This window comes from Mesorhizobium sp. M0174 (genome assembly GCF_040322275.1).
Lineage (GTDB): Bacteria > Pseudomonadota > Alphaproteobacteria > Rhizobiales > Rhizobiaceae > Mesorhizobium.
Genome location: NZ_JAMYTB010000012.1, coordinates 93,402 through 118,570, shown reverse-complemented (window position 1 = coordinate 118,570; position 25,169 = coordinate 93,402). Strand labels below are relative to the sequence as shown.

Genomic DNA, 25,169 nt, shown 5'->3' with positions numbered 1-25,169 from the left:
ATCCAGACCATCGACCTCAATGCAAGCCAACGATAGGATGGCAAACTGTTCGCGATGTCCTCGCACACCTGTTCGCGATGTCCCCGGTCCAAACACCCCCTTGCGGGGGAGATGGCCGGCAGGCCAGAGGGGGGTGTTCACGCGCCACCCTTCGCGCGGTCAGCCGCCTGCGCCGCAAGTATCTTCTTCACTTCGGCAACCAGCTCACTCTCCGCCACCGTCACCTGCGCCGGCCGTGCGGCGCGCCATTCGGCGTTATCGGCGATCTCGGCCGACATCCGTGCGCCCTCGATCAGGTCCTTGATCTGCACCTCGCCCTTGGCGCGCTCGTCGCCGCCCTGGATGACGGCGACCGGGCTGCCGCGACGGTCGGCGTATTTCAGCTGCGCCTTCATGCCTGCGCCGCCGAGATACATTTCCGAGCGGATACCGGCGGCGCGCAGCTCGGCCACCATCTTCTGGTAGCGGCCGAGGCTTTCCGTATCCTTGTCCATGGTGAGCACGACGACCGGCGCGATGACATCGGAACTATCGAGCTTGCCCAGGTTCTTCAGCGCCGTCATCAGCCGTGAGACGCCGATGGAAAAACCCGTCGCCGGCACCGGCTCGCCACGGAAGCGCGAGACGAGACCGTCATAACGGCCGCCGCCGCCAACCGAACCGAAGCGCACGATCTGGCCGTCCTCATTGGGGATCTCGGCCAGCAGCTCGGCCTCGTAGACCGGGCCGGTGTAATATTCGAGGCCACGCACGACAGACGGGTCGATGCGGATGCGATCCTCACCGTAGCCGCTTTGTGCGACCATGGTTCTTATCTGCTCCAACTCTGCAAGACCCTCAACAAACGAGGCGTTCGTGATGCCCAGATGTTCGAGTTTCCTTTCCTCGATAAGATTGCTGAGACCGGGGTTGATGGATGCCAGTGTCTGGACAATTTTTTCGGGATCATGCTGCGCCATGACTGTGAAATAGCTGATGACAACGTCGATTTGCGTATTGTCCAGCCCGGCGCCTTTGGTGAAATCACCGCTCTCGTCCTTGCGCCCGGCGCCCAAAAGCAGGCGCACGCCCTCGACTCCAAGCTTGTCCAGCTTGTCGATGGCCCGCAGCACCGTCAGCCGGCGCCCGGCATTTTCGTCACCGCCGAGGCCGATCGCCTCCAGCACGCCGTCGAGCACTTTTCGGTTGTTGACACGGATGACGTAGTCGCCGCGCTTGATGCCCAGCGCCTCCATCACGTCCGCCATCATCATCGCCATCTCGGCATCGGCCGCAACGCCCGGGGTGCCCACGGTATCGGCGTCGAACTGCATGAACTGGCGAAAGCGACCGGGGCCGGGCTTTTCGTTGCGGAACACCCAGCCGGAGCGGTAACTGCGATAGGGTTTCGGCAGGCGCTCGAAATTCTCGGCGACGAAGCGCGCCATCGGCGCAGTCAGGTCGTAGCGCAGCGACAGCCACTGGTCGTCGTCGTCCTGGAACGAGAACACGCCCTCGTTCGGCCGGTCCTGGTCGGGCAGGAACTTTCCAAGCGCATCGGTGTATTCGATGAGCGGCTGGTCGACCGGCTCGAAACCGTAGAGCTCGAAGACCGAGCGGATCGTCGCCATCATCTTCTCGACAGCGCGCAGGTCGTCGGCGCCGCGGTCGACAAAGCCGCGCGGCAGCCGCGCTTTCATCTTTTCGGATTTGTCGGCCATGGGATGGGTACTTTGCTAAGTAATCGGTGACTAATTTCGGGTCGGCGTGTCCTACCGATGCCATCGGGAGAAGGCAAGGGTTTGCACTTCTTCGCTCTCAGCTCGCCGCGGAGAAGAAAGTCAGAGCTGAAACAATTGCGCCACGCGCGCGGCATCGTGCCGACACAATCCCGGCCGATAAGCGCGCCGAAACAAGGGGTTCGGGCCCATGGCCACGCTACAGAAGTTCGACATCATCGATAGCGGCGCACACGACGTCTCGGTCCGGCTGCGGCCGGCCGACAATCATGCGCCGAAGGCGACGAAGCAAATCGCAGGACCGTTCGAGATCGCGGCGCAACAGCGCAACGGGCCGACCATGCGCGATGTTCTGATGACCGGCCTGCTGGTGATCTATCCCGTGTTCGCCGCGCTGGCGGCCATCCTCGCCGGGCTTTTCCTGGCCGGCATCCGCGGCGTCTGACAGCATCTTCCTTCTCCCACTGTGGGAGAAGGCAAGGGGCGCTCACTTCGGCCGCTTGAAGGCTTTCCGCTCCGCCTCGACCGGCTCGCGGCAGACGCAGCCCTCGAGATGGTCGTTGACCAGCCCCATCGCCTGCATGAAGGCGTAGACGGTGGTCGGACCGACAAAGCTCCAGCCGCGCTTCTTCAGATCCTTCGAAATACGGACCGAGACCGCCGTCGTCGGGTTGGCGCGCAGATGGGCGAGGTCGACGATCTCGGGCCGCTCGTGCGGGCCGGGCTCGAACTTCCAGAACCATGCCGCCAGCGAGCCGGCCTCGTCGATAAGGTCGCGGGCGCGCTTGGCGTTGTTGATGGTCGAAACGATCTTGCCGCGGTGACGGATGATGCCGGCATTGCCGAGTAGGCGCTCGACATCGGCGTCGGTGAAGGCGGCGATCTTGTCGACATCGAAGCCGGCAAACGCCTCGCGGAAATTGTCGCGCTTGCGCAATATGGTCAGCCAGGACAGGCCCGACTGAAAACCTTCGAGGCAGATCTTCTCGAACAGGCGGCGGTCGTCGGCGACCGGCCGGCCCCATTCGTGGTCGTGGTAGTGCAGATAATCCGGCAGGTTGCCGTGCCAGAAGCAGCGGGCGATGCCGTCGGGACCGGCAAGCAGACCTGTCTTTTCGTCCATGGCGGAATTCCGTTCTTGTCCTGGCGTTAACGCGTTTTGACGCGGCCTTTACCGTGGCTTTACCAGATTCCTGAACCGGGCGGTAACCACACCAAAAGCTTTACTGACAGATCGGCATTTTACGCATTCCGATTCATGTTTCGGTGGCCGCTTCGCGCTCATTGTCGGCGAAATCGGGGAGGCTTTGCACCCCGGCATGTTCGACGATCAAGGTGCGTTGCGATGAAGACATTCTTGTTCCCACTGTTCGGCGCCGCCGCCGTGCTTGCCGCCGGTGCCGCCAATGCCAACGACCGCTATGCCGAGAGGCCGCCGGTGGTGGTCAGTCCCGACCTTTCGGCGCCCTGGGTGCTGCAGCTCGGCCATGCGCCGGGCATCGTGCGGCAGAGCCGGCAAGAGGCGCAGCCGCAACGGCGCTATCGGCGCCAGGCCGAACCCGATCAGCTGCGCACCGCAGCGGTGCAGGCACCGGCCAAGCGCATGATCATGCGGCCGCAGATCGACCCGATCTATCTGCCGCAGGAAGTCGCCTATGACGGCCCGCAGAAGCCGGGCACGATCGTCATCGATACGCGAGAGAATTTCCTCTATCTGGTCGAGAAGAACGGCAAGGCGCGGCGTTATGGCGTCGGCACCGGCAAGCCGGGCTTCGAATGGTCCGGCACCCACAAGATCACCAACAAGCGCGTCTGGCCGGACTGGCGGCCGCCGGCGGTGATGATCGCCCGCGAGGCCGCCAAGGGCCGTTATCTGCCGACCTATCTCGCCGGCGGCATGGAAAACCCGCTCGGCGCACGCGCGCTCTATCTCGGCTCGACCGAGTACCGTATCCACGGCACCAATCAGCCCTGGACGATCGGCGGCGCGGTGTCGTCGGGCTGCATCCGCATGCGCAACGAGGACGTGGTCGACCTTTACGAGCGGGTCAATGTTGGCACGACGGTTGTAGTGATGTAATCTGCGGTTGACCTCACCGATGATTCTGCTCAGAAGCCTCGGGAGTATTGAATAACGGGGGACGGGCCGTGTGGGGATGCGGCCAGTCACGAAAGGGCAGCGCGGCAAGCCGTGCTGCCCTTTTTGTTTCCGCCAGCAGGAATTGACGGGAAGATTTTGCCGGCACGTCGCGCGACCGGCATGGCGGTTCGCTTTTCGCGCTGCCTTTTCGCGGTTGCTTTGCTATGTGGCGGCTAAAATCCAGATAAAGGCCCCATCCCGATGTCCCTTTCCGATGACAGCCGCTATCTCAGAGGCGGCCCGGTAGCCCAACGCATCATCGCCGGCGTGCGCGAGGACGCGGCGATCGCCACCGCCGAAGGCTTTCCGCCCAAGCTGGTGTCGGTCACCGTCGGCGATACCGCCGCCGTCGACGTCTATGTCCGCAACCAGCGCGCCAAGGCCGGGTTGGCCGGCATCGGCTTCGAGGAAAGGCGCTTTCGCGCCGACATCACCGCCGGCGAGCTGGAAGCGGCAATCCACGGGCTTAACGCCGACCCGCGCGTCACCGGCATCATCATCCAGCGGCCGGTGCCGGTGCACATTCCGATCAAGACGCTGCAGGCGGCGGTGCATCCGCTCAAGGATGTCGAGGGCATGCATCCGGCCTCGATCGGCAACATCGTCTACAACCAGCTCGACCTGGCGCCCTGCACCGCCGCCGCTTCGGTCGAACTGCTCAGGGAAACCGGCCTCGACCTCAAGGGGCTCGAGGTGGTGGTCGTCGGCCATTCCGAGATCGTCGGCAAGCCGATCGCGTTCCTCTTGATGAGCGAAGGCGCGACGGTGACCGTCTGTCACCACATGACGCGTTCGGTGGCGGCACACGCACGCCGCGCCGACGCACTGTTCGTCGCGGTCGGCAAACCGCGGCTGATCAAGGCCGACATGGTCAAGCCGGGCGCCGCCGTCATCGATATCGGCATCAATTCGGAAATCGGGCCGGACGGCGAGAGCCGCATCGTCGGCGACGTCGATGCCGAGAGCGTCAGGCATGTCGCGTCGTGGATCACGCCGGTGCCGGGCGGCGTCGGCCCGATCACCGTGGCGATCCTGCTGCGCAACACCATGGTGGCGCTCAGCCGCCAGCGCGCGCGCTACCAGGCAACCTACGGCACGGCGGACAGACTGGCGGCCGAGTAGACGACTGGCGGATCACTGGGCCGCGATAGCCGCCCTCTCTTCGCGAACGCCTTCGGGCTTCGGCCCGCCATAGGCCCAGTCGAGCAGCTTTATCGTATGGACCACCGGCAGCTTCGCGGCAGAGGCGATCTGGGTGATGCAGCCGATATTGCCGGTGGCGACGATTTCAGCGCCGGTCGCCTCGATATTCCTGACCTTGCGGTCGCGCAGCGTCGCCGAAATCCCGGGCTGCAGGATGTTGTAGGTGCCGGCCGAACCGCAGCAGAGATGCCCTTCGCGCGGCTCGCGCACGACGAACCCGGCTTTGGCCAGAAGCTCCTTCGGCTGGCGGGTGATCTTCTGGCCGTGCTGCATCGAGCAGGCGGAGTGATAGGCGACGACGGTGCCCGGCTTGCGCACCGGCTCGGGCAGGTCGAGGCTCACGAGGTATTCGGTGATGTCCTTGGCCAGCGCCGAGACGCGCGCCGCCTTGCCGGCATAGGCCGGATCGAGGCGCATCATGAAGCCATAATCCTTGATCGTGGTGCCACAGCCTGACGCGGTGATGACGATGGCATCGAGCCCGCCTTGCTCGATGGCGCGCGTCCAGGCGTCGACATTCTGCCTGGCCGACGCCAGGGCAGCCGCCTCGCGGCCCATGTGATGCACCAGCGCGCCGCAGCAGCCTTCGCCTTCGGGTACGACGACCTCGACACCAAGCCTGGTCAGCAGCGAGATCGTCGTGTCGTTGATGCCGGGATCGAGCACGGATTGCGCGCAGCCGGTGAGGATGGCGACGCGGCCATTTTTCTTCGGGCCCTGCCCCGCATGGACGCCCGGCGAGGCCATCGGCGAGACTGCCGGGACCGACGCGGGTGCGAGCTTGAGCATAGCGCCCAGAGGCCTCAAGGCCTGGATTTTCTCAAACAGGCCGGCGAATGGCTGGCCGAGCTTCGCCAGCTTGAGCGCCGCGCGGAAACGCGAGGGATAGGGCAGCACGAAGGCCAGCATGGCGCGGGTCAGACGATCGGCCAGGGGACGCTTGTAGGTCTCCTCGATGTGGGCGCGGGCGTGGTCGACCAGATGCATGTAGTTGACGCCCGACGGACAGGTGGTCATGCAGGCGAGGCAGGACAGGCAGCGGTCGATATGGGTGACGATCTCCTTGTCGGCCGGCCGGCCATTTTCCAGCATGTCCTTGATCAGGTAAATCCGGCCGCGCGGCGAATCCAGCTCGTTGCCGAGCGTCACATAGGTCGGGCAGGTGGCGGTGCAGAAGCCGCAATGTACGCATTTGCGCAGGATCTTCTCCGATTCCGCGACATGCGGATCGGCGAGCTGGGCAGCTGAGAAATTGGTCTGCACGTAAACAAATCCTTACCGTTTGAGCATGATCTTTTCCCAAAACCGGTACCCACTTTTGGGGATCACGCTCATAATCCTAGAAACCAGCTTTCGGGGTTCTTGACCGCTTCGCCGCGCTGCAGCGCCTGCAGGCCGAGAATGCAGCGGGCGATGAACCAGACGGCGACGGCGAAAATCAGCACGACACCGATGACCACGATCATCAGCAGCGCCGAGATCAGTGCATAGAGCAGGCCGATCCAGAAGGTGCGGATCAGGAATGTGTAATGGCTCTCGACGAAGCCGCCGGCCTTGCCGCGGTTGATATAGGCCAGGACGATGCCGACAATGCCGCTGACGCCGATGGCTAGGCCGGCGAGATAGAGGATGTAGATGACCAGCGCGTTGGTCGGGCCGGGCTCTAGCCAGCGGTCGGTCTGGCGTGACGTACCGTTTTGGCCTGGATCGCTCATTGGGCTCCTCCCTCGGTTGCCGCGGCGAGAGTAGCAGAGCCTGCGCCCGGCGCCATACGGCCGGGACTGAGGATATTCTTCGGGTCGAATTCGGCCTTCAGCCGGGCCGACAGTGCTGCCAGTTGCGGCGCTTGCGGCTCGAACACGGGAACGGCAGCGCGGTGCGAGGGGGTTGCGCGCACCAGCGTCGCATGGCCGCCACCATGTCTTCTGATGAGGCCGCGCAACAGGCCGGCCTCGGGATCGTCCTGCTGCATGCGCAGCCAGATCAGCCCGCCCTGCCAATCGTAGAAGGCATCGACCGCGGCCTGCATGCGCAGCGCCAGCACCATCTGGTGGCCCTGTGACGGCGCCATCGAGACGCGCCACACAGGCCTTTCGCCGCCATCGGCGAAGGGCGCGCAGTCGCGGATGTCGCGCCAGACCGAATACGAGACCGAACCGGAAATCTCTTGCAGCGGCCCAGCGTCTTTCAGCAGGTTTTTCAGCGCGGCAATGCGGTAAGCGACCGACGGGCCGAAGCCCTCGATGCGCAGCAGCGTCGCCGCATCGCTGCCGAGACTGCCGTCAGCGACCCTAGCTGCGACCCGTTCGGGAAGATGGGCAGCGCTCGACACCTCCGCGCTGGAACCGAGCGCCAGCGCCATGGCGGCGGCGGCGTGATCGTCGAGCAGGCCGCGAATGGCGAGCGTGACTTCGGTCTCGGCGGCAGGCAGCACCTTGAAGGTGACGTCGGTGAACACCGCCAGCGTGCCCCAGCTGTTGGCCATCAGCTTGGACAGATCATAGCCAGTGACGTTCTTGACCACGCGGCCGCCGGACTTGAAGGCCTCGCCGCGCCCGGAAACGGCAGATATGCCGAGAATGTGGTCGCGCGCAGCACCGGCCTTCAGCCGGCGCGGCCCGGAAAGGTTCGCGGCAAGCACGCCGCCGATAGTGCCTCGTCCTGGCTCGCCGCCGAGCAGCGGGCCGTAATCCATCGGTTCGAAGGCCAGTTGCTGGCCGTTTTCGGCAAGCAGGCTTTCGATCTCGGCCAGCGGCGTCCCGGCCTTCGCCGACAGCACCAGCTCGGCCGCCTCGTAGAGCGTGACGCCGGAGAGTTTGGAAAGATCGAGCGTACGCTCGCTCTGCTGCGGCCGGCCGATGCCGCGCTTGGAACCATGGCCGAGGATCTCGAGCGGCGAGTCTTCCGCTGCGGCCCAGGCGACGGTGGAGTGGGTTTCCGCTGATGTGGTCGGGGTGAAGGTGGTCATGCGGCAGAACCACCAGTCGTAAATGACGAGAGGCCGCGATCCTTCCCACCCCCCTCTGTCCTGCCGGACATCTCCCCCGCAAGGGGGGAGATCGGATGTCGCTTAGGCTTTCGCCAACCATCAACGCTTGAAGGCGAGCAGGACGTTGAAGCAGCCAATCTCCCCCCTTGCGGGGGAGATGTCCGGCAGGACAGAGGGGGGTGTCCAAGCGCCAACATACCCTCAAAACCTCGGAATGTCCGGAAACGCCACTTGCCCGCGATGCACGTGCATCCGCCCGAGTTCGGCGCATCGCCTCAGCTGCGGAAACACCTTGCCCGGGTTGAGCAGATGGTTGGGGTCGAACGCGCATTTGACCCGCACCTGCTGGTCGAGGTCGATCTGGTTGAACATTTCGGGCATCAGGTCGCGCTTCTCGACGCCGACCCCGTGCTCGCCGGTCAGCACGCCGCCGACCTTGACGCAGAGCCGCAATATGTCGGCGCCGAAACTCTCCGCCTTCTCGAGTTCGCCCGGCACGTTGGCGTCGTAGAGGATGAGCGGGTGCAGATTGCCGTCGCCTGCGTGGAAGACATTGGCGACGCCGAGCCCGTATTTCTCCGATAGTTCGCGCATGCCGGCGAGCACGTGCGGCAGTTCCTTGCGCGGTATGGTGCCGTCCATGCAGTAATAGTCGGGCGAGATGCGGCCGACCGCCGGGAAAGCCGCCTTGCGGCCGGCCCAGAAACTCAGCCGCTCCTGCTCCGATTGCGAAATGCGGCATGTGGTCGAGCCGTTCCTATAGGCGATGGCTTCGACCAGGCCGATCAGGTGATCGACCTCGACACCCGGCCCGTCCAGTTCGACGATCAGCAGCGCCTCGACATCTCGGGGATAGCCGGCATGGACGAAATCCTCCGCGGCGTGGATGGCCGGACGGTCCATCATCTCCATGCCGCCCGGGATGATGCCGGCGCCGATGATGTCGGCGACGCATTGGCCGGCCTGCTCGCTGGTCGGGAAGCCGATCAGCAGGGCACGCGCCGTCTCCGGCTTCTTCAGGATGCGTACGGTGACCTCGGTGACGACGCCGAGCAGTCCTTCGGAGCCGGTCATCACGCCGAGCAGGTCGTAGCCTTCCGCGTCGAGATGGCTGCCGCCGAGGCGCACCACCTCGCCATTCATCAGCACCATCTCGATACCAAGCACATTATTGGCGGTGAGACCGTATTTTAGGCAGTGCACGCCGCCGGAATTCTCCGCGACATTACCGCCGATCGAGCAGGCGATCTGGGAGGATGGATCGGGGGCGTAATAGAAGCCCTCCTGCTCGACGGCGGTGGTGATGCCGAGATTGGTGACGCCGGGCTGAGCGACGACGATGCGGTTCTGGAAATCGATCTCGAGGATGCGGTTGAAGCGGCTCATCACCAGCAGCACCGCGTCTTCCAGCGGCAGCGCCCCGCCGGAGAGCGAGGTGCCGGAGCCGCGTGGGACGACGCGGATATTGCGGTCACTGCAATATTTCAGCACGCGCGAGACCTGCGCCACGGTTTGCGGCAGCACCACGACCAGCGGCAATTGCCAGTAGGCGGTGAGCCCGTCGCTCTCGAAGGCGCGCATCGCATTGGCTGCGTCGACGACGCCCTCGCCCGGCACGATGATGCGCATATCGGCGACGATCTCATCGCGCCGGCGCAGCGTGGCGTCGTCTGGTTTCGGCATCGCAAGACCGGACATCGACAGCCTCCTTCGACCGACTGGTAAAAATCTTTTACCAGCGACGGCAGTCGGTTGCAAATGCCGCTTTGGCCGGGATGGGAGGCCTATGGCCGGGACAGCCTTCCGCAGCGGCAATCTGCCGCTCTGCCCTTCACTACTCGCCGGGCTGCTTGCCTGGTTCGGAGTGCATGCGGCGGACGCGGCGCACGCCCCACCAGACGAGCACGACGGCGAGCGGCACCGAGGCGGCGGTGACCATTTCCGGCGCAAAGGCATGGCCGAAGATCGAGGCGCCCTTGGCGACGTAGCCGATAAGGCCGACGACATAGTAGGAGACGGCGGCGACCGAGAGGCCCTCCACCGTCTGCTGCAGCCGCAATTGCAGGCGGGCACGATTGTTCATCGATGCCAAGAGATCGCGGTTCTGCTTCTCGACCTCGACGTCGACCCAGGTGCGCAGCAGCGTGGTGGCACGGGTGAGCTTCGTCGACAGGTTGGCCTGACGCTCCTCGACCGAACGGCAGGTACGCATCGCCGGCGCCACGCGGCGCTGCAGAAAACGGCCCCAGGTGTCATAGCCGGGCACGGCCTCTTCGTCGAGCGCCTCCAGCCGTTCGCGCACGATGCCGTCATAGGCGCGGCTGGCACCGAAGCGGTAGAGGCTGGAGGCGGCATCCGCCTCCAGCTCGGCAGCCAGTTCGGTCAAGTCGGCAAGTAGCGTCTGGCTGTCGCGGGTCTCGGCGACCTTCATTTCCAGCGTGGTCTGAGCCAGCCTGTCTTCGATGCGGCGGGCACGACCGGACAGCGTCAGCGCCAGCGGCAACCCAAGCATGGCCAGCGTGCGGTAGGTCTCGATGTCGATCAGCCGCTGTGACAGTGCCCCGGTGCGCGCCGGGGTCAGGCCGCGGTCGAGCACCAGCATACGGGTCAAGCCGTCGCCATCCTGGCGGAAATCGGTGACGATGGCGGCGTTGCCGCGCTCGACCAGCGAATAGCACAGGCTGGTCGGGTCGAAACCGGCGATCAGTTTTTCGTTCGCCGGCGTCCATTTGCGGATTTCCAGCCTGATGCCGGAAATCACCGTGCCCGGCGGTGAAAACCCGTTGCCGAAGGGTGTGTCTTCTTGCCCTCTGCCGTTTTCGGCGAGCGGTCCTTCCCAGAGGTAGGTCGAGAACTCCGTGTGCCGTTCCCAGCGCAGCGAGCCCTTGCCCCATTTCATCGCGTGGTGGCGGGCGTTGGGGTCGGGCGCGGCGATGCCGAGGCGTCGCGACAATTCGGAAAGCACGGCCTGATCGACGCCGGATCCAGCTTCGGTCATGAAGGAAAGCTGCACCAGCACGCGCGGCTTTTCGACCAGCGGATGCGGCCGGGCGTGGACCTCGCCGAGGGCGCCCGGCCGACCTTCATGCGCCGGAAAGCCCATGACGCTGCCGCCCACGGCTTTGGCGCGCAGCTGGAATTCGAGGTTGGACGGGTCGGCGTCTGGCACGGCTGGTCCCCCGGGCTTCTCTGAGCCCTTTTTGGCGATGATGTCTCTCTTGTTCACGGAAACGCCGAACCGCTCTATCTCTTTGATTCTGCGCAATTCCGGACGGAAAACCGTTTCACACTTTTCCTGGAATTGCTCTAGAGGCAATCACCAGAGGACGCAAACGGCCAGTTTAGCTTACGCTGATATGAAGCCGCGGCAGTGAACGGGCCCGGCCCCGGCGAATTGGATAAATAATTTGACCAGTTGGCGACGCTGGCTTTATCTTGCGCGACATCGGTTCAACCCCCAGGCACCCCGTTTGAGCGACATTTTCTCCCGGATCGAGCATTCGCGCACCGCCGACGAGGTGGTGCAGCAGATCGAGAGCCTGATCCTCGAAGGCGTGCTGCGCACCGGCGACCGGCTGCCGGGCGAGCGCGAGCTGGCGCGCCAGTTCGAGGTGTCGCGGCCGATCCTGCGCGATGCCTTGAAAGGCTTGGAAGGGCGCGGGCTGTTGACGACACGGCCAGGCGGCGGCACCCATGTCGCCGATGTCATCGGCCAGCTGTTCACCAAGCCGGTGACCGACCTGATCTCGATGCATCGCAAGGCGGTGACCGACTATCTGGAGTACCGCCGTGAGATCGAGGCGGTGGTTGCGGAATATGCGGCGCGGCGTGCCACATCGGACGATCTGGCGCTGCTCGACCGCATCATGGCGCGCATGGACGAGGCGCACCGGACCGCCAATTTCGACGACGAGGCGGAAATCGACATCGAGTTCCATCACGCGATCTGCGAATGCGCGCACAATATCATCCTGCTGCACACGCTGCGCTCCTGCTATCGGCTGCTGTCGGAAGGCGTGTTCCAGAACCGGCGGCTGGTGTTCAACGTGCCGGGCGCGCGCGAGGCGCTGCTTTCGCAGCACCGGGCAATCTATGCAGCGGTCAAGGCCGGCGATCCGGCTGCGGCGCGGCAGGCGGCGATGGACCACATCTCCTACGTCGAACGATCGATGGCCGAGGCCGAGCGCAGCGGCGACTGGCAGCGCGTGTCGCGGCTGAGGCTCAGGCAACGCTCCGAGCCCGGTGACGGTGAGGCGGCGAGAAAACCGTCGTAGGCCCCGCCCAGAAAATCCAACGACGAACCAGCGAAGAACCAGCGGAAAAAGATCCATGAGCAGCATTCTCACCATCGCCGACCTCAAGGACCTGGCGCGCCGCCGCGTGCCGAAGATGTTCTTCGACTACGCCGATTCCGGCGCCTGGACCGAAAGCACCTACCGCGCCAACGAAGAGGATTTCCAGAAGATCAAGTTCCGCCAGCGCGTGCTTGTCGACATGGACAACCGCTCGCTGGAATCGACCATGATCGGCGAGAAGGTGACGATGCCGGTGGCGCTGGCGCCGACCGGCATGACCGGCATGCAGCATCCGGACGGCGAGATGCTGGCGGCGCAGGCGGCGGAAGAATTCGGCGTGCCGTTCACGCTGTCGACAATGAGCATCTGCTCGATCGAGGATGTCGCGTCGGTGACCAGGAAGCCGTTCTGGTTCCAGCTCTATGTGCTGCGCGACAAGGACTTCGTCTTCGATTTGATCGACCGCGCAAAAGCGGCGAAATGTTCGGCACTGGTGTTGACGCTCGACCTGCAGATCCTTGGTCAGCGCCACAAGGATATCCGCAACGGGCTTTCGGCGCCGCCGCGGATGACGCCGAAGCACCTCTGGCAGATGGCGACAAGGCCGCGCTGGTGCGTCGGCATGGCCGGGACCAAGCGCCGGAGCTTCCGCAACATCGTCGGCCACGCCAAGGGCGTCGGCGACCTCGCCTCGCTGTCGTCCTGGACGAAGGAGCAGTTCGATCCGCATCTGTCGTGGAAGGACGTCGCCTGGATCAAGGAGCGCTGGGGCGGCAAGCTGATCCTGAAAGGCATACTCGACAAGGAAGATGCGCTAATGGCGGCCAGGACGGGCGCCGACGCGATCATCGTTTCCAACCATGGCGGCCGCCAGCTCGACGGCGCCTCGTCGTCGATCATGGCGCTAGAAGAGATCGCCGACGCCGTCGGCGACACGATCGAGGTGCATATGGACGGCGGCATCCGTTCCGGCCAGGACGTGCTCAAAGCACTGTGCCTCGGCGCTAAAGGCACCTATATCGGCCGGCCTTTCCTGTACGGCCTCGGCGCACTCGGCAAGGAAGGGGTTACCAAGGCGCTGGAAATCATCCGCAAGGAGATGGACATAACGCTGGCACTGTGCGGAAAGCGTCTGGTCACCGACATGGGCAAGGATCAGCTCCGGCGCTAAAGTCCCGTGACGGCATGACCACGGAGGCGACGCAGGCATTGACGGAGCCCGGCATCAATTTTTTCGAAGCGCGCGGACCGGAAGGTATGCGCCTCTATGCGATCGGGGATGTGCACGGTCGGCTTGACCTGCTGACCGCCATGCACCGCCGGATCGAGGGCGAGCTGGAGAGGAAGCCCACTGCCGATTGGCGCGTGATCCATCTCGGCGACTATGTCGACCGGGGTCCGGGCTCCAAAGGCGTCATCGATTTCCTGATCGACGCGCAAAAACGCGATCCACGTCACCTGATGCTGGCCGGAAATCATGATCTCGGCTTCCTCGATTTTCTCGATGTCCCCGACCCGGACGGCCTGTTCATGCGCTATGGCGGCATCCAGACGGCGCTATCCTATGGAGTGTCGCTCGGTGGCAGCAGCGCCTGGTTTGGCCGCGCCGATGCGGCATTGCGGCAAGGGCACGCCGCGCTGGTCGAGGCGGTGCCGCAGAACCATGTCGAGTTCCTGCGCTCGCTGGCCTTTTCAGTGACATTCGGCGACTTCTTCTTCTGTCATGCCGGCATCCGGCCCGGCATTGCGCTGGAAAGCCAGAGCCCGCAGGACCTGATCTGGATCCGCGAGGTCTTCCACGACCACACCGGCCTTCATCCCAAGATCGTGGTGCACGGCCATACGCCGGTGGCCAAGCCCGAGATCACCGGCAACCGCGTCAATGTCGACACCCTCGCCTGGCACTCGGGAAACCTCACCGCGCTCGTCGTGGACGGCGCGGAGAAACGGATCCTGACGGTGACGGGTGAGCGGGCGTAGGTAAGGCGTGAGGTTATGTGCAGAGGGTCTAGCGAAGCGCGGCGGTGACGCCGTAGCCGTCGACGGCATTGTGGTTGTTGGCCGCGTCGGCGGAATAAATGCCGAGGCCGCACAAGACGATGGCCGACAACATGGCAAAGGACAAAAAGGCTGCTTTCACGGACGTCATCTCTTGTTGAGCTTTCTGCATCTATGCACGAGCGGGTTACCAATGCGTTGAAACGCGAAATACGTCGCAAATGTCTGACGGTTTCGCGCTTCTAGGCATGTTCTGTATCGGCGGTGTGTCGCGCGGGTCACAGGAAAGGTTCATCGCGGTTGCACGCAAGATGCAGAGCGGGCGCCTTTTAGGCTGGCGGACTGACACAGGCCAAGGATGAAACGCGTTATCCCCGGCGGATTTGCCGCCGCGTGCCAAATATGCAACGTCGCCAAATACGTTGGCTGTATGAGCCGTCAGATGGTCGCCACCCAGGCGCGGGCGATGGCCAGGCCGGCGGCATAGGCTACAGGTCCGTTGCGGGCCGTTTCATCGTCGAGCCGGCCCGCCCATTCAGGATGCCGCTCGGCGATCAGCGGTGCGAAGGATGTGCTCCAGTCGCGCACCATCGGACTGTCGGCCTCGAAATGGAACTGGAAGCCGTAGATGGCGCGGCCGATGCGGAACGCCTGGTTCTCGGCGACGGCATTGCCGGCCAGCCGCACGGCAGTCTCGGGCAAGACAAAGGTGTCGTCGTGCCATTGGAAGATCGGGAATTTTTCGGGCAAGGCGGCGAGCACCGGATCGGCCTGCGCCGCCGCGGTGAGCGCGACCTCGTGCCAGCCGAACTCCGAGGCACCGCCTATCTGGTTCTCGCCGCCAAAGGCGCGCGCGACCAACTGGCTGCCAAGGCAGATGCCGAGCACCGCGCGATCCCTGTCGGCAAAGTTGCGCGTCAGATCGAGCAGGCCCGGGAAATACGGGCAGAGCTCGTCGTCGAGCGCATTCTGGGCGCCGCCGAGCACCACCATGGCGTCATGCCAGCCGCTATCTTGCGGCAGCGCGTCGCCGCGATACGGCCGGCGCAGGTCGATATCGGCGCCCGCCTCGACAAGCGCCGCGCCGATCTGGCCAAGGCCCTCATTGTCGAAGTTCTGGACGACCAAGACCCGCATCGAAACCTGCTGACATGAAATTGATGCAGTGAGCGATATCATGGCGTCAGCATTGCAGCCAACAGGGAACGCCTATGCCACTGCAAAACCGGGTCGACCCGTTCGGCGCCATCCATGCCGTGCCGGAGCGCGGCCTGTTCATGGGCAATCGCGGCATCATTCACGAACCCGAGACGAGAACGCTGTTGAAGAAGCGCTGGGCGCTGCAAGCCTGGATCATCTGTGTCTGCGAATACGGCGACGTGCGGCGCCAGCCGATGGGGCGCAACCGGCAAAGCGACGACCAATTGGGCGGCAAGGCCGGCTGGACCGAGCTGTTTTTCCTCGACGAGGTGACGGCACTTGCCGCCGGGCACCGGCCCTGCTTCTTCTGCCGGCGCGAGCGGGCCAGGGATTTTGTCCAACGCTTCGGCGACGCCTCGGCATTGCCGAGCCACGCGCGCCGCAGCTCGACAAGCGCCTGCACAAGGAGCGCCTGGCATCGGGCGGGCGGGCGCCGCGACTGAAACCGGAGGCGCTTGCGGACTTGCCGGACGGCACGATGATCTCGTCAGGAAAAAGGGCGTACGCCCTTTTTGACGGCGCAGCGCTGCCCTGGAGTTTCGGCGGCTATGGCGATCCGGTGGGATTCGGCGATTTTACCCACGGTCCAATCGGCATGCTCACGCCGGCGACAACTGTTTCCGTGCTGAAGCGTGGCTACAGACCTGTCTGGCACGCCAGCGCGGAGGCTTGACGCCGGCGACGGCCTCGCCCATTCCTCGGCGATGCGCGCCAATTACAAGATGCAGCGGCTATTCGTGCCGGACGAGCTTGGACCGGATATCGAGTTCGACGTCGGCCAGCAGCAGAGCCATTATCTCTCGCATGTGCTGCGGCTCGGCGAAGGCGCCGAGGTTCTGGTCTTCAACGGCAGCGACGGCGAATGGTCGGCGGCAATCGCCGCGAAATCGAAGAAGGCCTTGCGCCTGAAGGTGATGGAGTTGCAGCGGCCGCAGCCGCCGCTGCCCGATCTCGTCTATTGCTTCGCGCCGCTGAAGCAAGGGCGGCTCGACTACCTCGTGCAAAAGGCGGTGGAGATGGGCGCCGGCATCCTGCAGCCGGTCATCACCCAGCATACGCAAGTGGCAAAACCCGGCATCGAGCGCCTGCGCGCCAATGTCGTCGAGGCGGCCGAGCAATGCGGCATATTGGCGGTGCCGGAGCTGCGCGAAGCGGAAAAATTCGAGCGCCTGCTGGCGGGCTGGGACCGCGAGCGGCGGCTGATCTTCTGCGACGAGGATGCATCGACCAACAATCCCCTGCCGGCATTGCAGGCGGTGCGGGAGGGAAAGCTCGGTCTGCTGGTCGGGCCTGAGGGCGGCTTTTCCGACGAGGAGCGCAGGATGCTGAGAGCGCTGCCCTTCGTTACCGCCATTCCGCTCGGGCCGCGCATCCTGCGAGCGGATACGGCGGCGGTGGCGGCACTGGCGCTGATCCAGGCGACAATCGGCGATTGGTGATCAATTCCCGTTACCCTCTGGCTCAGGATTTTTCGCTTGATCGGCTACTGACATTTCGTCCATCTAGCGCCGGCAGTGGCCGCGTGTCCTTTCGGACGCGCAAAGGACGCTGTAGCATTTGATTGGGCACCTGATCCCTTCCGAAAATCGAAGCCGGTTTTCGGGGTCATGTGCGGAGGGCTATTATGGCGCGCGATACCACCGATTTCCGGCCGATCGAAGGCGCCGACGAACTCGTCGAGCACCTGGCCGAAGGCAACAAGCCGCGCGACAAATGGCGCATCGGCACCGAGCACGAGAAATTCCCGTTCTATGTCGACGGCAATGCCCCGGTGCCCTATGGCGGCGAGCGCGGCATCCGCGCCATCCTCGAAGGCATGCAGGACAAACTCGGCTGGGACCCGATCATGGATGCCGGCCGCATCATCGGACTGGTCGAGCCGACCGGTCAGGGCGCGATCTCGCTGGAGCCAGGCGGCCAGTTCGAGCTGTCCGGCGCGCCGCTGGAGACGATCCACCAGACCTGCCGCGAAGGCAATGCCCATCTGGCGCAGGTGCGCGAGATCGCCGAACCGATGGGCATTCGTTTTCTCGGCCTTGGCGGCAGCCCGAAATGGTCGCTGGCCGAGACGCCGAAAATGCCGAAATCGCGCTACGAGATCATGACCCGCTACATGCCCAAGGTCGGTACCAAGGGCCTCGACATGATGTACCGGACCTGCACGATCCAGGTGAACCTCGACTTCGAAAGCGAAGCCGACATGCGCCGCAAGATGCAGGTGTCGCTGAAATTGCAGCCACTGTCGACGGCGCTGTTTGCCAACTCGCCCTTCACCGAAAGCCGGCCGAACGGCTTGCAGAGCTGGCGCGGCGAGATCTGGCGCGACACCGACAATCAGCGCTCCGGCCTGCTCGAATTCTGCTTCTCGCCCGATTTCGGCTTTGCCGATTATGTCGAATGGGCGCTCGACGTGCCGATGTATTTCATCATCCGCGACGGTCAGTACCACGACATGACGCACATCACCTTCCGCCAGTTCATGGCGGGCGCTGCCCGTGACGAACTGCCGGACGGGCTGCCGACGATGGGCGACTGGGCGAACCATCTGTCGACGCTGTTCCCGGACGTGCGGCTGAAGCGCTTTCTCGAAATGCGCGGCGCCGATGGCGGGCCGTGGCGGCGCATCTGCGCGCTGCCGGCCTTCTGGGTCGGGCTGCTCTACGACGCGGCAGCGCTCGACGCGGCCGAGGCGCTGACCTCGAGCTGGAGCTATGACGAAGTGCTGGCGATGCGCAACGCGGTGCCGCAACAGGGCATTTCGGCGCCCTTCCGCAACACGACGTTGCGCGAGATCGCCCGCGACGTGCTCGTCATCTCGCGCATGGGACTGAAGAACCGTGGCCGCAAGAACCGCGACGGCTACGACGAGACCTCGTTCCTCAACACGCTGGACGAGGTCGTCGCGCGCGGCACGACCAGCGCCGAGGAGATGCTCTCCGCCTACCACACACGCTGGGGCGGCTCGATCGAGCCGGTGTTCATGGAATACGCGTATTAACGCTTCGCAATCCGCATGAGCCACGGTCCGGCAAATTCGCTTCAATCAGTGATGGAAACGAACTAGGCTTCTCCAACGAGGATTTTCCCGGAGGAGAAAACAATGCCTTCCTTGTTCGATATTCTGGCACAGGCCCAGAACGGCAACGGCATGCAGGCGCTGGCCCAGCAGTTCGGGCTGTCGCAGCAGCAGACGCAGGCGGCGGTCGCGGCGCTGCTGCCGGCCTTTTCGCAGGGGCTCAAGCGCAACACGGCGGACCCTTACGGGCTCGGCTCCTTCATGACGGCGATGGCCAGCGGCCAGCACGCTAAATATTTCGAGGATGCAAGCCGGGCCTTCTCGCCGCAGGGCCTCGATGAAGGCAACGGCATTCTCGGCCATCTGTTCGGCTCGAAGGACCTGTCGCGGGCCGTTGCCAACCAGGCCGCGCAGGCGAGTGGCGTCAGCCAGCAGGTGCTGCAGCAGATGCTGCCGGCAATCGCCTCGATGATGATGGGCGGGCTGTTCAAGCAGACCACCAACCAGCTAGGCGGACAGATGCATGCGGCAGGCAGTGGCGGCAATCCGCTCGGCGAACTCATCGAGCAGATGATGCGGCAGGCGGGCGGCGGCAGCCAGGCACCGGCCCCTCAGCCTGCAGGCCACACGGATAACCCGCTCGGCAAGATGCTGCAGGACATGTTCGGCGGCGGGCAGCAGCCGCAAAGCCAGCCGCAGCAGACACAGAACCCTTATGGTGACAATCCGCTCGGCAAGGTGCTGCAGGATATGTTCGGCGGCGGTGCACCACAGCCACAGCAGCCGCAGAACCAACCCCAGCAGACACAGAACCCTTATGGTGACAATCCGCTCGGCAAAGTACTGCAGGACATGTTCGGCGGTGGCGCACAACAGTCTCAGCCGCATCAGGCGCCGCAGCAGACGCCGCAGCCGCAGACCAATCCGAGCGGCAGGCCGAGAAATCCGTTCGACGACCTGTTCGGCAAGATGTTCGAGACAGGCGCCCAGCAGCGCGACGACTACCAGAAAGGGATGGAGTCGATCTTCGACCAGTTCAAGCAGGGCATGGGCCGGCGCTAGACCAGAAACCGGCAACCCCAATCATCAGTGCCGCCCAAAAAAGAAAGCCCGGTCCTGGGAGGACCGGGCAGCGCGCAGGCTGGCCGGGGGGATCCGGCAGGGAGTGGGGAGCCTGCGTAACTTGGTGGCGTCGTGCCTCAAAAGGTTCAATGCGACCAAAATCGCGAATTCGTGCGATCACACCACCTTGCGGGCAAGATCCTTGATCGTTTCGGCGCGCTCGATGGCGATGACGCGAAGCCTTTCTGTCGGATCTCGGCCAAAGGGTACACCGACAGCAACGTGCAGGTCGGCGCGGGTCAGGCCGATGTCGGCGAGCTCGGCATCCGACATCTCGCCGAGGCGATAAAAGGCGCGGCGGTTTTTCCAGGCGCGGTAAACATTGGCAGCGGCATTGGCCACGCGCGTCGCAACGGCCGGACGCGAGGTGATGCGCGAGGTCTCGGTAGCGAAATCAAACGTAGCCATGTCGGTCTCCTTCACATTCGAACGGGCGAAACCGGTCGATCGGGCGCTGGCAACAGCGGCCGTTCCGGCTTCGATTCACATGCGTTCATGTGGACAATCGGAATTTGCCATGGCCCGATTGATTAATCCAACGAATGTTTCTAATCTTTAGCATCAGCATCAATGATGGATTAGGCCAATGAAAGCGCCGCTCGATCTCGATCAGTTGCAGACCTTCATCTCGATTGTGGACACCGGCAGCTTTACCCGCGCGGCGGAAGCGGTGCATCGGACCCAGTCTGCGGTGTCGATGCAGATGCGGCGGCTGGAGGAACGGATCGGCAAACCGCTGTTCGAAAAAGACGGCCGCACCAACAGGCTGACCGAGGAAGGCGATAGACTGCTCTCCTACGCAAGGCGGCTGCTCTATCTCAACAAGGAAACACTGGCCGCCTTCGACGACCGCCGGCTCGAAGGCACCATCCGCATCGGCACGCCGGATGACTATGCCGATCGCTTCCTGCCAGAGATCATGGCGCGGTTTGCCCGCTCCAACCCGCATGTCGAACTGACCGTTATCTGCGAACCGACGCCGGGACTGGTCGAACACATCAAGCGCGGCAATCTCGACCTGGCGCTGGTGACGCACAATGACGCGCGCGGCCAGTCGGAAGTGGTGCGGCGCGAACCGCTGCTGTGGGTTACCTCGGCCAACCACGCGACGCATGAGCAGCCGATCCTGCCGATGGCCTTCGGCCGGCCGAACTGCATCTGGCGGCGGGCGGCCGCCGACGTGCTCGACCAGCAGAACCGCGACTACCGCATCCTGTTCACCAGCTTCTCTGCCACCGTCATCGCCGCGGCGGTGCTTTCCGGCCTGGCGATCTCGGTGCTGCCGGAATGCGCGCTGCGGCCCGGCATGCGGGTGCTGGGCGAGGCCGACGGTTTCGGCGCCCTGCCCGATTGCCGCATCGGCATTATGCGCGGCCAGACCTCGCGGCCGGAGATCGTCGATGCGCTTGCGCGCCACATTTCGGAGAGCCTCGACAATATTTCCGTGCCACTCGGCCAGGAGACCGGCACGTTCGATTTCGCCGCCCTCGCCTTCGCCAAGATGAAACGGACGAAGCCGAGCCAGATCCTGCCGGGCTGGTGATCGCGCGATTGGGGCCGACATCGAACACGGCCGCCTTGACGGCGGCCAACAACCGTTCCCCAATCGGCCGATGAGCGACGCAGCACCCGAATCACGCACCAACGCCACCGAGTATACGGTGAGCGAGATTTCCGGCGCGCTGAAGCGCACGGTCGAGGACGTCTTCGGCAATGTACGGGTGCGCGGCGAGATTTCCGGCTATCGCGGACCGCATTCCTCCGGCCATGCCTATTTCTGCCTGAAGGACGATCGCGCGCGGCTCGATGCCGTGGTGTGGAAGACCACGATGAGCCGGCTGAAATTCCGTCCCGAGGAAGGCATGGAGGTGATCGCCACCGGCAGGCTCACCACCTATCCCGGAAAATCCAACTACCAGATCGTCATCGACAATCTCGAGCCGGCCGGTGCCGGTGCGCTGATGGCGCTGCTGGACGAGCGCAAGCGCCGGCTGCAGGCCGAAGGGCTGTTCGACGCGGCCCGCAAGCGGCGTCTGCCGTTCATGCCGCGCGTCATAGGCGTCGTCACCTCGCCAACAGGTTCGGTGATCCGCGATATTATCCACCGCATCAAGGACCGGTTCCCGCTGCACGTGCTCGTCTGGCCGGTGCGGGTGCAGGGCGAGACGGCGGGCGCGGAAGTGACCGCTGCCGTCAACGGCTTCAATGCACTGCCTTGGGACGGCGCCACCGCGCGGCCCGATCTGTTGATCGTGGCGCGCGGCGGCGGCAGCCTGGAGGATCTGTGGGGCTTCAACGACGAAGCGCTCGCCCGGGCCGTCGCCGCTTCGGGTATTCCCGTGATTTCCGCGGTCGGCCACGAGACCGACTGGACGCTGATCGATCTGGCAGCGGATGTGCGGGCGCCGACGCCGACAGGCGCCGCCGAGATCGCCGTGCCGGTCAAAGTCGATCTCGAAGCGACGCTTGCCGGCCTTGGCGCGCGGTTGAAGACCGCACTGTCGCGCAATTTCGAACGCAAGCGGCAGGCGGCGCGCGCAGCCGCCCGGGCGCTGCCCTCGCCCGACCAGTTGCTGGCGCTGCCCCGGCGGCGCTTCGACGAGGCGACGAGCCGGCTCGGCCGGGCGCTGTCGGTCAGCGTCGAGCGCAAGCGGGCCAGGCTTCTGGGCCAGCGTCTGACACCGGCGACCTTGTCGCGGCGCATGAACGAAGCCCGCACACTGACCCGCCGCGACCTCGCCCGAGCGCAAGCGGCGTTCTTCGCCATCGTGCGCGAGCGTCGGGCACGGTTTTCGCGCACGGCCGCCAGACTGTCATCGGCGCCGATCGCCAGACGGCAGAAACTGCGAGGCGATGCCCTGCTGGCACTGGCATGGCGGCAGGACCAGGCGATTTCGCGGCGGCTGGACCGTCTGCGTGGAAAACTGACGCAGGCCGATCGATTGCTGGCGACGCTGTCGCACAAGGCCGTGCTGGCGCGAGGCTTCGCACTGGTCAAGGATGCGGACGGCGCGGTGGTCAAGCGTTCGGCGGAGGTCGTGTCGGGAATGGCGCTTTCGCTGGAGTTCGCCGACGGCACCGCCGATGCCGTCGCCATCAGTGGCACGGCGCGGCCGAAGGCGATTGCCAAGTCGGCAGCCAAGCTCAAGGCGCCGGGCGGCCAAGGCTCGCTTTTCTGAGGAAGACCAAGGCGCTTTTCTGAGGAAGAAATGACCGATCCGCATCTTACGACGCCCTCGGGCAAACTGCGTGCACGCGCCGTCGATATCCCATTCGAAGGCACCCCAGGCCGCTTCAATGCCATCACCGATGTGCCCGGCGTGACGGTCGGCTATACGACGCTGATCTCAGGGGACGGGCCGCTCGTTGTCGGCAAGGGTCCGGTACGCACCGGCGTGACCGCGATCCTGCCAAGGCCCAGAGACGAGTTGGCCGTCCCGGCGTTCGCCGGTGTGTTCAGCGCCAATGGCAATGGCGAACTGACCGGCTCGCATCTGATAGAGGAGCTCGGAGCGTTCAATCTTCCCATCACCATCACCAACACGCATTCCTGCGGCGTCAGCCGCGACGCAACGTTGCGCTGGATGCAGACGGTGCTGCCGCACGCGCTCGACAGCGCCTGGGCGCTGCCGGTGGCGGGCGAGACTTATGATGGCTTTCTCAACGATATCAACGGCCATCATCTGAGCTTCGAGCACGTGTTTTCCGCGCTCGACACGGCTGAAAGCGGGCCGATGAAGAGGGCAGCGTCGGCGGCGGCACAGGCATGATCACCTTCGGCTTCAAAGCAGGGTCCGGCACATCCTCGCGCAGCGTCGACTGGAACGGAGAGCGTTTCACGATCGGCTGCTTCGTCCAGTCGAATTTCGGTGCAAGGCGAAACCTCGTCATAGGTGGCATCAGGGCCGGAGCGGAACTCGCCGAACCGGCGATCCGGGACAACACGCCGCGAGCGGAAAAGAGCTCGATCATCGCGATCGTCGCCACCGATGCGCCATTCATGCCGCACCAGTTGAAACGGCTGGCGAAACGCGTGCCCCTCGGGGTCGCGCTGACCGGCGGCTATGGATACAATTCGTCCGGCGATATTTTTCTTGCGTTCAGCACGGCCAATGCCGATGCGGCGCGCGGCGCGGCCGGCAAATTGGCCAGCGCCGGTTACATACCGGATGCCGACATCAACCCGTTCTTCGACGCCGTCATTCAGAGCGTGGAGGAAGCAATCCTCAATGCTTTGATCGCCAACGAAGACATGAGCGGGCGCGACGGCAATTTCGTGCCGGCATTGCCGAAAGGGTGGCTCGAAGGTAGATTCGGGGCGCATCACACTGCAGATCTTGGTTAAGCTTTCGCGGTCTTCGCCGTCTTCGGCAGGAATGGCCTGGAAGCCGCGAAGGATTAACCCAAAGCAGCTCAACGACGAATAAACGACCCCAAAAAATATCAATTGGAAGACTCATCGCCCAATCGGAGCCATAGTATGAGCAACCCAGATGGTCCCGCACCCGTGCACAAGGCGGTGATGAGACATAGCTCGGCTGAAGTCATCCAGGCCATCTCAGAGGGGAAAGATGTCGATGCGTTAGATCGCGAAGGCCGGACGCCGTTGTTTTATGCGTCAAAAGATGGCGAGACCGCAATCGTCGCTGCACTGATCGAGCGTGGAGCGAAGGTGAATGTGCAGGACAAGAATCTGGAAACACCGCTGCACTTTGCTGCTCGCGAATATCGGCTCGAGGTGGCGGAACTTCTAGTCAAGGGCGGCGCAGATGTTTCTTCCCAAGACATTCATGGAAACACGCCCCTGTGGCGTGCCGTGTTTGAATCACGGGGCCGTGGCGAGTTGATCAAGCTTCTTCTCTCAGCTGGCTCAGATAAGACACTGAAAAACAAGCTTGGCTGTTCGCCGCAAGACCTCGCAAAGACCATTGGAAATTACGACATTAACGCGTTCCTGGGCTGAAAACCCGCTAGCTTCACCCAGCAAGCAATTAATGGTGTATGCTGTGCTTCAAATAGCTGGCGCCAGGAACTTCGATCTCGACAAGCCACTGTCGCATACTGTTCCTAAGCATATTACTCGGCGGGCTTGTTCGAATTCTTTTCGTCCTGCTCGGCCTCGGCCGCCTCTTCGAGCCTCGAAGCAATGAGCTCCTGAATGTCGCCGACCTCTTCCTGAATATCCTCCAGGGGTATGCCGGCTTCGGCAGCCTTGGCCGCGCATTCCCTGGCGAGGGTCTCGGCCTGCTTCTCGATTCTGGCTGGCGAGGGCTGGCAGTGGACTTTTTCGCCAATCCACCCGCGCAAGAACTCGATCGCGTGTTCACTCATACTGCTGTTTCCCTAGCGGCTATGCCGATTGGTAATCATAAATGTCGGCATCTTCGAAAAGATGCGTGCTGCCATTCGAGCCGAGTCTGCTTCGCCCGGCAAGCCGAACTTGTCCGAGGTCCACAGAGCCGAAGGGAATGGAGGGTTCAAGGAGCAC

At 64.1% G+C, this 25,169-nt stretch carries 23 protein-coding genes and 2 pseudogenes; 14 read left to right on the top strand and 11 right to left on the bottom strand.

The annotated features are described in order from the left end of the window. Window positions 1-137: 137 nt before the first annotated feature. Entirely contained in the window at window positions 138-1,700 is a 1,563-nt protein-coding gene (gene hisS / locus NKJ13_RS22265) for a histidine--tRNA ligase (RefSeq protein WP_352778347.1), read from the bottom strand. A 208-nt stretch (window positions 1,701-1,908) separates the two neighbouring features. Here hisS and NKJ13_RS22260 point away from each other — a divergent pair, with 208 nt between their 5' ends. Beyond that, complete coding sequence (locus tag NKJ13_RS22260; RefSeq protein WP_352740845.1) at window positions 1,909-2,163, top strand: hypothetical protein; 255 nt, start codon at window positions 1,909-1,911, stop codon at window positions 2,161-2,163. Window positions 2,164-2,205: 42 nt separating this feature from the next. On the opposite strand, the gene NKJ13_RS22255 is transcribed toward NKJ13_RS22260, so the two are convergent. After that, window positions 2,206-2,841 carry a DNA-3-methyladenine glycosylase I gene (locus tag NKJ13_RS22255; protein WP_352740847.1) on the bottom strand — a complete coding sequence of 212 codons (636 nt, stop codon included), beginning with the start codon at window positions 2,839-2,841 and terminating at the stop codon, window positions 2,206-2,208. 222 nt (window positions 2,842-3,063) lie between these two features. Between NKJ13_RS22255 and NKJ13_RS22250 the strand changes: the two genes are divergently transcribed. Together NKJ13_RS22250 and NKJ13_RS22245 are read left to right on the top strand one after the other, a co-directional pair. Then, entirely contained in the window at window positions 3,064-3,798 is a 735-nt protein-coding gene (locus NKJ13_RS22250) for a L,D-transpeptidase (RefSeq protein WP_254819319.1), read from the top strand. 261 nt (window positions 3,799-4,059) lie between these two features. Continuing rightward, on the top strand, window positions 4,060-4,980 hold the full coding sequence (locus NKJ13_RS22245) for a bifunctional 5,10-methylenetetrahydrofolate dehydrogenase/5,10-methenyltetrahydrofolate cyclohydrolase (protein ID WP_352618472.1): 921 nt from the start codon (window positions 4,060-4,062) through the stop codon (window positions 4,978-4,980). Window positions 4,981-4,992: 12 nt separating this feature from the next. Here NKJ13_RS22245 and glcF read toward each other — a convergent pair whose 3' ends face one another. The 5 genes from glcF to NKJ13_RS22220 all read right to left on the bottom strand — a co-directional run bounded on the left by glcF (window position 4,993) and on the right by NKJ13_RS22220 (window position 11,219). Beyond that, window positions 4,993-6,324: a glycolate oxidase subunit GlcF gene (gene glcF / locus NKJ13_RS22240; RefSeq protein WP_352702102.1), complete on the bottom strand. Its 1,332-nt coding sequence runs from the start codon at window positions 6,322-6,324 to the stop codon at window positions 4,993-4,995. 68 nt (window positions 6,325-6,392) lie between these two features. Then, complete coding sequence (locus NKJ13_RS22235) at window positions 6,393-6,776, bottom strand: DUF4870 family protein (protein ID WP_254819316.1); 384 nt, start codon at window positions 6,774-6,776, stop codon at window positions 6,393-6,395. Further along, window positions 6,773-8,029, bottom strand: coding sequence for an FAD-binding protein (locus NKJ13_RS22230; RefSeq protein ID WP_352740849.1), 1,257 nt, complete (start codon window positions 8,027-8,029; stop codon window positions 6,773-6,775). Before NKJ13_RS22230 ends, NKJ13_RS22235 begins: the two co-directional genes overlap by 4 nt. 222 nt (window positions 8,030-8,251) lie before the next feature. Continuing rightward, entirely contained in the window at window positions 8,252-9,748 is a 1,497-nt protein-coding gene (locus tag NKJ13_RS22225; RefSeq protein WP_352688479.1) for an FAD-linked oxidase C-terminal domain-containing protein, read from the bottom strand. A 136-nt stretch (window positions 9,749-9,884) separates the two neighbouring features. Next, a complete protein-coding gene (locus NKJ13_RS22220; protein WP_352778345.1) occupies window positions 9,885-11,219 on the bottom strand; it encodes a DUF3422 family protein in 1,335 nt (444 codons plus the stop codon). A gap of 301 nt (window positions 11,220-11,520) precedes the next feature. On the opposite strand from NKJ13_RS22220, the gene NKJ13_RS22215 reads away from it, so the two are divergent. Genes NKJ13_RS22215 through NKJ13_RS22205 form a run of 3 tightly spaced genes read left to right on the top strand, consistent with a single transcriptional unit; the run spans window position 11,521 to window position 14,325 of the window. Further along, the gene (locus tag NKJ13_RS22215) at window positions 11,521-12,324 is read left to right on the top strand and encodes a FadR/GntR family transcriptional regulator (protein WP_352688475.1); all 804 of its coding nucleotides are present in this window, start codon (window positions 11,521-11,523) and stop codon (window positions 12,322-12,324) included. A gap of 55 nt (window positions 12,325-12,379) precedes the next feature. Next, window positions 12,380-13,516: an alpha-hydroxy acid oxidase gene (locus tag NKJ13_RS22210; protein WP_352475830.1), complete on the top strand. Its 1,137-nt coding sequence runs from the start codon at window positions 12,380-12,382 to the stop codon at window positions 13,514-13,516. Between the two features lie 38 nt (window positions 13,517-13,554). Further along, a complete protein-coding gene (locus NKJ13_RS22205; RefSeq protein WP_352688551.1) occupies window positions 13,555-14,325 on the top strand; it encodes a metallophosphoesterase family protein in 771 nt (256 codons plus the stop codon). A gap of 28 nt (window positions 14,326-14,353) precedes the next feature. On the opposite strand, the gene NKJ13_RS22200 is transcribed toward NKJ13_RS22205, so the two are convergent. Both NKJ13_RS22200 and NKJ13_RS22195 read right to left on the bottom strand, forming a co-directional pair. Beyond that, window positions 14,354-14,485 carry a hypothetical protein gene (locus NKJ13_RS22200; protein WP_280952144.1) on the bottom strand — a complete coding sequence of 44 codons (132 nt, stop codon included), beginning with the start codon at window positions 14,483-14,485 and terminating at the stop codon, window positions 14,354-14,356. A 296-nt stretch (window positions 14,486-14,781) separates the two neighbouring features. Then, entirely contained in the window at window positions 14,782-15,480 is a 699-nt protein-coding gene (locus NKJ13_RS22195; protein ID WP_352778343.1) for a type 1 glutamine amidotransferase, read from the bottom strand. A 74-nt stretch (window positions 15,481-15,554) separates the two neighbouring features. On the opposite strand from NKJ13_RS22195, the pseudogene NKJ13_RS22190 reads away from it, so the two are divergent. The 4 genes and pseudogenes from NKJ13_RS22190 (at window position 15,555) to NKJ13_RS22175 (ending at window position 19,621) form a co-directional block, all read left to right on the top strand. After that, a pseudogene (locus NKJ13_RS22190) lies at window positions 15,555-16,216 on the top strand (hypothetical protein). A 31-nt stretch (window positions 16,217-16,247) separates the two neighbouring features. Beyond that, window positions 16,248-16,982 carry a 16S rRNA (uracil(1498)-N(3))-methyltransferase gene (locus NKJ13_RS22185; RefSeq protein WP_352688549.1) on the top strand — a complete coding sequence of 245 codons (735 nt, stop codon included), beginning with the start codon at window positions 16,248-16,250 and terminating at the stop codon, window positions 16,980-16,982. A gap of 185 nt (window positions 16,983-17,167) precedes the next feature. Next, window positions 17,168-18,541 carry a glutamate--cysteine ligase gene (locus NKJ13_RS22180; RefSeq protein WP_352506901.1) on the top strand — a complete coding sequence of 458 codons (1,374 nt, stop codon included), beginning with the start codon at window positions 17,168-17,170 and terminating at the stop codon, window positions 18,539-18,541. A gap of 102 nt (window positions 18,542-18,643) precedes the next feature. Further along, the gene (locus NKJ13_RS22175; protein ID WP_352506902.1) at window positions 18,644-19,621 is read left to right on the top strand and encodes a DUF937 domain-containing protein; all 978 of its coding nucleotides are present in this window, start codon (window positions 18,644-18,646) and stop codon (window positions 19,619-19,621) included. A 177-nt stretch (window positions 19,622-19,798) separates the two neighbouring features. On the opposite strand, the gene NKJ13_RS22170 is transcribed toward NKJ13_RS22175, so the two are convergent. Further along, window positions 19,799-20,089: a DUF1127 domain-containing protein gene (locus NKJ13_RS22170; protein ID WP_352778340.1), complete on the bottom strand. Its 291-nt coding sequence runs from the start codon at window positions 20,087-20,089 to the stop codon at window positions 19,799-19,801. A gap of 178 nt (window positions 20,090-20,267) precedes the next feature. Here NKJ13_RS22170 and NKJ13_RS22165 point away from each other — a divergent pair, with 178 nt between their 5' ends. The 4 genes and pseudogenes from NKJ13_RS22165 to NKJ13_RS22150 all read left to right on the top strand — a co-directional run bounded on the left by NKJ13_RS22165 (window position 20,268) and on the right by NKJ13_RS22150 (window position 24,644). Next, window positions 20,268-21,224: a LysR substrate-binding domain-containing protein gene (locus NKJ13_RS22165; RefSeq protein ID WP_352506903.1), complete on the top strand. Its 957-nt coding sequence runs from the start codon at window positions 20,268-20,270 to the stop codon at window positions 21,222-21,224. Window positions 21,225-21,294: 70 nt separating this feature from the next. Continuing rightward, window positions 21,295-22,860 carry an exodeoxyribonuclease VII large subunit gene (xseA, locus tag NKJ13_RS22160; protein ID WP_352506904.1) on the top strand — a complete coding sequence of 522 codons (1,566 nt, stop codon included), beginning with the start codon at window positions 21,295-21,297 and terminating at the stop codon, window positions 22,858-22,860. A 30-nt stretch (window positions 22,861-22,890) separates the two neighbouring features. Next, window positions 22,891-24,026, top strand: a pseudogene (locus NKJ13_RS22155) (DmpA family aminopeptidase). A 135-nt stretch (window positions 24,027-24,161) separates the two neighbouring features. Further along, complete coding sequence (locus NKJ13_RS22150; RefSeq protein WP_352475838.1) at window positions 24,162-24,644, top strand: ankyrin repeat domain-containing protein; 483 nt, start codon at window positions 24,162-24,164, stop codon at window positions 24,642-24,644. Window positions 24,645-24,757: 113 nt separating this feature from the next. Here the strand turns inward: NKJ13_RS22150 and NKJ13_RS22145 are convergent, their stop codons facing one another. Further along, window positions 24,758-25,012: a hypothetical protein gene (locus NKJ13_RS22145; protein WP_352475839.1), complete on the bottom strand. Its 255-nt coding sequence runs from the start codon at window positions 25,010-25,012 to the stop codon at window positions 24,758-24,760. Between the last annotated feature and the right edge of the window lie 157 nt (window positions 25,013-25,169).